Source organism: Pseudomonas sp. Bc-h (genome assembly GCF_002080045.1).
In the GTDB taxonomy this organism is placed as follows: domain Bacteria; phylum Pseudomonadota; class Gammaproteobacteria; order Pseudomonadales; family Pseudomonadaceae; genus Aquipseudomonas.
Map to the genome: position 1 here is coordinate 1 of NZ_MUIN01000024.1, position 5,135 is coordinate 5,135.

4 protein-coding genes and 1 pseudogene are annotated in these 5,135 nt (G+C 47.4%); 3 read left to right on the forward strand and 2 right to left on the reverse strand.

Features of this window, described 5'->3' with window-relative positions:
- Window positions 1-473: 473 nt before the first annotated feature.
- Window positions 474-1,064 carry a recombinase family protein gene (locus tag BWR59_RS31590; RefSeq protein WP_076605832.1) on the reverse strand — a complete coding sequence of 197 codons (591 nt, stop codon included), beginning with the start codon at window positions 1,062-1,064 and terminating at the stop codon, window positions 474-476.
- A 118-nt stretch (window positions 1,065-1,182) separates the two neighbouring features.
- Between BWR59_RS31590 and BWR59_RS31595 the strand changes: the two genes are divergently transcribed.
- Together BWR59_RS31595 and BWR59_RS31600 are read left to right on the forward strand one after the other, a co-directional pair.
- The gene (locus BWR59_RS31595) at window positions 1,183-2,631 is read left to right on the forward strand and encodes a Mu transposase C-terminal domain-containing protein (RefSeq protein ID WP_077204201.1); all 1,449 of its coding nucleotides are present in this window, start codon (window positions 1,183-1,185) and stop codon (window positions 2,629-2,631) included.
- Entirely contained in the window at window positions 2,624-3,418 is a 795-nt protein-coding gene (locus BWR59_RS31600; protein WP_076605830.1) for an AAA family ATPase, read from the forward strand. Before BWR59_RS31595 ends, BWR59_RS31600 begins: the two co-directional genes overlap by 8 nt.
- A 323-nt stretch (window positions 3,419-3,741) precedes the next feature.
- Here the strand turns inward: BWR59_RS31600 and BWR59_RS31605 are convergent, their stop codons facing one another.
- Window positions 3,742-4,290, reverse strand: coding sequence for a recombinase family protein (locus BWR59_RS31605; RefSeq protein ID WP_077204183.1), 549 nt, complete (start codon window positions 4,288-4,290; stop codon window positions 3,742-3,744).
- Window positions 4,291-4,437: 147 nt separating this feature from the next.
- Here BWR59_RS31605 and BWR59_RS31610 point away from each other — a divergent pair.
- A pseudogene (locus tag BWR59_RS31610) lies at window positions 4,438-5,135 on the forward strand (hypothetical protein); the annotation flags it as partial.

Consider the following 5,135-nt stretch of genomic DNA (forward strand, 5'->3'; position numbering starts at 1 on the left):
GAGTGGGACTGGTACTTATTCTCCCGTCAAGCTTTTGGCTCATAGCGTAAGCAATGCCTCGCAGGTTCATCCTTTCGGGATTCGACGCTATGAAACGTCTGTTTGGGATAGCGCCTGTTTACGGTCACAGATTGGCACTTTCCAGGTTTTCCGCTATGGAGTGCCCCCGGTTTCAGGTACGCGTATACGTGTAAACAGTCCGCAGAGCAAGCCTTTACGGATTTTGGTATACAGTGATGTAAGGGGACCGCCTGAGTGTAAACGCGCCTAGCAAGCCTCTTTTGAAAACGACGGCACCATATTAGGTGAACGGATCAGAAAGTGTGCGGTGCCAATAAATGCCACAGGCTGGCATGTTTACGGATTGTGCAGCACGGGCATAGCGGAGATGTAAGCCGTAGGCGGTGGCGTATACAAAACTGCAAACAGCAGCTGTAAGTTGGCGAATTATTTTTCCGGATTCTTGGCGAATTCTATTTCCGCTTTGCAATGGGTTTGTCTGCCAGAATTCGAATGACAGATGTTCGCCCGATTTTAAGTTTGCGGGCAATATCAGACTTGTTCATGCCCTCGGAAAACAACCGTTTGATTTTGGCCTCATGCCGAGCTGCTGTTCTAGGTCGTCCGTGTGGCAGTCCTTTGCTTTGAGCATGGCTTATGCCAGCTTTAATTCGCTCTTTTAGAATATTGCGTTCGAATTCTGCGAAGACGGAAAGCATGCCGGCCATTGCTTTGCCTAATGTGGTGCTCATGTCAAAGGACTCGGTCAAAGAAACGAAAGACACTCCAAGATCTGTGAACTCATTGAGAGTAGAAATTAAATCTGGAAGAGATCGCCCCCACCTATCTAATCGCCAGACAAGCACCGCGTCGATTTCGCGTGACCGAGCCGCTTTGAGAATTTGCTCGCGCTTCTTCCGTTCAGATGCACCTGAGCCAACATCTTCTATTTCTAGAACGACCTTCCATTTTCGGCTTTTTGCATATTCTTTTAAGGCCTTGAGCTGAAACGAGAGAGTGTTTTGGTCTTGAGTCGATACCCGGGCATATATGGCGGTGCGCATTGCGAATGTCCTTTGGGTGTCCAAAAACTCCTTAGAAAAACTGTAACTGAAATGTCAGCCTGTGGGCTTTATTTTTTTGAAATTGTAGTGTCCAATAACTATAGTTTAAGGACGCGCTGTGAGAATCTTTTTGACACCAGATGAAATAGCCCTTGAACGATATCAAATTATTCGTCCATGTCTATCGGAAGGTGCAAGCAGAGAAGAGATAGCGCGAGCTGCAGGATTAACGTCCCGAACAATTCGTCTCTGGATCGGACAATTCAATCGTGAAGGGCTGCCAGGTCTCAGACCCCATATTCGAAAGGATGCAGGCGGGCGTCGCAAGATTGTCCCTGAATTGGCGCAAGTTATCGAAGGGCTTTGCTTGCGCACGCCGCCACTACCGGTTACTGCAATTCATCGCTCTGTATTGGTTTTGTGTCAGAAGAACAAGTGGCGTGCTCCAAGCTATGACGTGGTGCACGATATTTGTTCAAAAATTTCTCGCGATATAAAAACGCTGGCACACGAGGGACCGAGTGCATACGAACAAGCTTTCGAACTGTTACATAGGCATGAAGCCGAAGCACCAAATGAGGTGTGGCAAGCTGATCATGCACAGCTTGATATTTTGATTTTTGATTCCAACGGGCGGGCAATGAAGCCCTGGCTTACAGCTGCTTTAGATGATTTTAGTCGGGCGGTGCCTGGCTATTATCTCGGTTTCGAACCACCTTGTTCAATGCGGATAGCGATGACTTTGCGACAGTCGATTTGGCGAAAAGAAGAATCAGCATGGAGCATTTGTGGCATTCCAGACAAGTTCTACTCGGATCGCGGAACCGATTTTATGTCGAAGCATATCGACCAGGTGTCCATTGATCTCAAATTCGAATTGCTCAACACTTTGCCTCAGAAGCCGAGGGGCAAGGGCAAGATGGAGCGATTTTTTGAGACGGTGGCACAATTGTTTTTAACGGATCAGCCGGGCTACGCACCAAAGGGCTATGGAAAGGTCGATGCTGTCTTGAAGTTACAAGAGTTGGACGAACGCTTTAGGCAATGGCTCGTTAATGACTATTTGCAACGTGAGCATTCTGAAATCGGCTGTAGCCCTAAATCTCGTTGGGAATCAAAGTCCTTTGTTCCGCGCTTGCCGGACACAAAAGAAGAACTAGACATTCTTCTTTTGACGGTCACTCGACCCAGGAAAGTGCATCGCGATGGTATTCGCTTCCAAGGGTTTCGTTATTTTGACATCAGTCTTTCCGGCTATATAGGCGAGGAAGTCACTATAAGATTTGATCCACGCGACCTGGCCGAAATCCTTGTCTATGCAGATAATGCGCTTGTTTGCAGAGCCGTGTGCTTTGAGCTTTCCGATAAGAGAACGAGTCTAAAAGAAGTCATTCGCGCAAGAAGCGCTAAACGACGAGAAGTTAGAGAGAGTCTTACAGATTTGCTACAAATTGCAGATAAATATGTCCCTCGCGAAAAGCCGTCATTGAGTGTAGTGCCGATTGTTGCGGCACCCGAAGTTGAATATCCCAAGTTTAAAATTAAGAGGTTTGCCTGCGATGAGTGACACTCCATCACATTTTCTGAGCACGCAGCATTATCGGCGGTTTGTAGAATTTGGTGAGTATTGTCGCGACAAAAAACATATTGGATTGTGCTATGGCAGGCCAGGTGTTGGAAAGACTGAATCGGCTAGGCAATTTGCGAGTTGGAATTTAATTGAACCGTTGCTTCAGCAACCATCGAGAACAAGACGATTGCCGGAACACATCGCCAGCTGCGATGTGTTGTTTCTGACTCCAGAAGTCACTGTTACACCTAAAAAACTAGAAACAAGTATCAGCCTGACCAGAAATAAATTTGACGGATTGGTTGAGCAGGCTCGCGTTTGGCACCATCCCGAAAGCGTTTTCGAAAAGCGGCAGAGTAAAAATGTGAAATTATTGATTGTTGATGAAGCAGATCGCCTCAAATTTCAATCCTTGGAGCTGTTGCGGGATCTTCATGACCGAGGCAGCATCGGCATCATTCTTATGGGCATGCCTGGAATAGAGAGAAGAATCAAGCGCTTTGGTCAGCTCTATTCGCGCATCCATCTGACCTATGAGTTTCAGCCTTTAACTGCTGACGAAACAAATTTATTCATCGCAGAAAAGTGGCTACAGTTGGGTTTGCCGCGGTCAGCCGACGACGCTGTCTCGACTGCAATCAAGCGAGTTGGCAACGGCAATTTTCGCGTGCTCAATAGAATATTCACTGAAATTGAGCGTCTTCAAAAGTTGAATTGCCTTCCACTGATAACACCAGACCTGGTCGAAACGGCTACGCGAGGGTTGCTTTTGGGAGCGGCGTAAGTTGGGGTTGTAGGGCGGAAAAATAATTCGCCAAACCGGAAGCAGAATTCGCCAAGAACCCGGAAAAATAATTCGCCAATTTACACAGCAGCACTGGAGCGGAGCGAAAGCCTTGCCGAAGGGAGAGAAGCGACCGTGCGGTAAGGCAAGATAAAGTGCGGACGGTGCCGCACACGAAAAGTCTGGAATTATTAGGTTTTTAGACATGGCGCTGTGGTTGCTATATACGGTGTAAGTTTCAGAATTATTTGTCACGGTTTTTTCAGAATTATTTGTCGCACTTTTYKCRGAATTATTTGTCACTCTTGCCATCATCATTGGTGTCAGGAGCGCAGGAGGCGATACAGTGTGGTGTAGTGAATATTGAAGGTAGCTGCCACCTCCCGAATGGATTGTCCATCGCGTAAAAGGCGCTTAGCGACCTTTATTTGGGCTTCGGTCATCTTTGAAGGTCGCCCAAATTTTACCCCTCGTTCTTTTGCCGCTTTTCTGCCAGAACCGGTGCGATCTCTGATCAAATCCTTCTCAAACTCAGCCATGCCAGCGAAGAAAGTCATTATCATCTTGCCGGCGGGTGACGTTGTGTCGGCCCACGGCTCTGATAATGATGAGAATTTTGCACCTGCTTCAAGAATCCTATCCGTAATTTCAAGCAGCATTTTTGTGGACCTTGCTAGCCGGTCGAGCCGCCAGACAACGACTATATCGTCCGTATCTACAATATCTAGCATTTTGTGCAGCTCTGGTCGTTCCCACTTGGTGCCAGAGATTTTCTCTTGGAAAATCTTTTTGCAACCAGCTTTCCGGAGTGCCGTCAATTGCATATCCAGATTCTGCTCTTCTGTGGATACTCTTGCATAGCCAATCTTCACTGCTGTTCCTTTATTAGAAAATATGTAGCGAAACTAGTGGTGAAACTGTTTGAATTTTGATTATTATTTTCGCTACACGAAAGAATGCTCTTCTTGAGCGAGGAAACCAGTGTAGCGAAACTCGTAACTTTTGCATATAGGAGCGACATGGGCAACCAAAAGTTAGCGTATGCAGATTCTGCCTTGGCTATGTCAAAGCTTCTTGCTMGTTATTTCGCAGGAGAGGCCACTGTAAGCGAGATTGCCCGGGAGGCAAAGCTCAGCACACGCTCCGTCTGGCGCAAGATTAAAGCGGTTGATACTGAGGGGCTAAAGGGCCTTCACCGTGCTGGACGAAGCGATAAGGGCGGGCGAAGACGCCTAAGCGCTGAACTGCAGGTGGTCATTGAGGGGCTCTTTCTGAAGACACCAAAACCAACAGTCACATGGGTTTGGGAGCAGGTAGTTGAAGCCTGCACAAAAAATAAATTGCAAGCACCGTCGTATTCGCTCGTTGCACAAGTCTGTCGACAATTAGACCGCAGACTGAAAGTGCTCGCTCATGATAGCGAAGAAGCCTATGAAAAAGAGTTCGATCAAATACTGCGCAGGCAGGCAAAGCGCCCTAACGAGATGTGGCAGGCTGACCATAAAGAGCTGGATATCTGGGCGGTCGATGAATACGGCAGGATTGGAAAAGTCTGGCTGACAGCCATAGCAGACGATTTTAGCCGCGTGGTAATGGGCTATTTCTTGGGAATTGGAGCAGCTAATTCCATGCGAATCGCTCTTGCTATGAGGCAAGCCATCTGGAAGAAAGATGATCAGAGGTGGCCTGTTAACGGTATTCCGGAGATCCTGTATAC